5 tRNA genes are annotated in these 615 nt (G+C 50.1%); all 5 read left to right on the top strand.

Going from position 1 to position 615, the window contains the following annotated elements:
* Window positions 1-54 precede the first annotated feature (54 nt).
* Window positions 55-127, top strand: a tRNA-Val gene (locus tag QM424_RS09825).
* Window positions 128-132: 5 nt separating this feature from the next.
* Window positions 133-203 (top strand) — tRNA-Gly (locus QM424_RS09820).
* Window positions 204-237: 34 nt separating this feature from the next.
* Window positions 238-311: transfer RNA gene (locus tag QM424_RS09815), tRNA-Ile, on the top strand.
* Window positions 312-393: 82 nt separating this feature from the next.
* A tRNA-Ser gene (locus QM424_RS09810) sits at window positions 394-483 on the top strand.
* Between the two features lie 10 nt (window positions 484-493).
* Window positions 494-567, top strand: a tRNA-Met gene (locus QM424_RS09805).
* Window positions 568-615 lie beyond the last annotated feature (48 nt).

The raw sequence follows: 615 nt of genomic DNA, 5'->3' as shown, positions 1-615 counted from the left end.
GCCGGAAGTAGTTGGGGGTTGCCCCCTGTGAGATATGGAAGTCGCTTAGCTCTAGGGAGTTTAGCTCAGCTGGGAGAGCATCTGCCTTACAAGCAGAGGGTCAGCGGTTCGATCCCGTTAACTCCCATTTTAGCGGGTGTAGTTTAGTGGTAAAACTACAGCCTTCCAAGCTGTTGTCGCGAGTTCGATTCTCGTCACCCGCTTTGAACTTTGTTCTTTGTACCAAGTTTTTAACTTGGGCGCGTAGCTCAGGTGGTTAGAGCGCACGCCTGATAAGCGTGAGGTCGGTGGTTCGAGTCCACTCGTGCCCATAGTGTTTAGTCCATTACTAGAGAATTGAAATATTATCTTTTCACTAAGAGGACACGGGTTTGTTCCCGTATAAACTATTTTGGAGGATTACCCAAGTCCGGCTGAAGGGAACGGTCTTGAAAACCGTCAGGCGTGTAAAAGCGTGCGTGGGTTCGAATCCCACATCCTCCTTTTTTATTAACGCGGGATGGAGCAGCTCGGTAGCTCGTCGGGCTCATAACCCGAAGGTCGTAGGTTCAAATCCTGCTCCCGCAATAAGGCTCGGTAGCTCAGTTGGTAGAGCAATGGATTGAAGCTCCATGT

The sequence above is a fragment of the Streptococcus mitis genome (assembly GCF_047464945.1).
In the GTDB taxonomy this organism is placed as follows: domain Bacteria; phylum Bacillota; class Bacilli; order Lactobacillales; family Streptococcaceae; genus Streptococcus; species Streptococcus mitis_EA.
The sequence above is the reverse complement of the archived record's forward strand: the minus strand, read 5'-3'. Positions and strand labels throughout refer to the sequence as shown.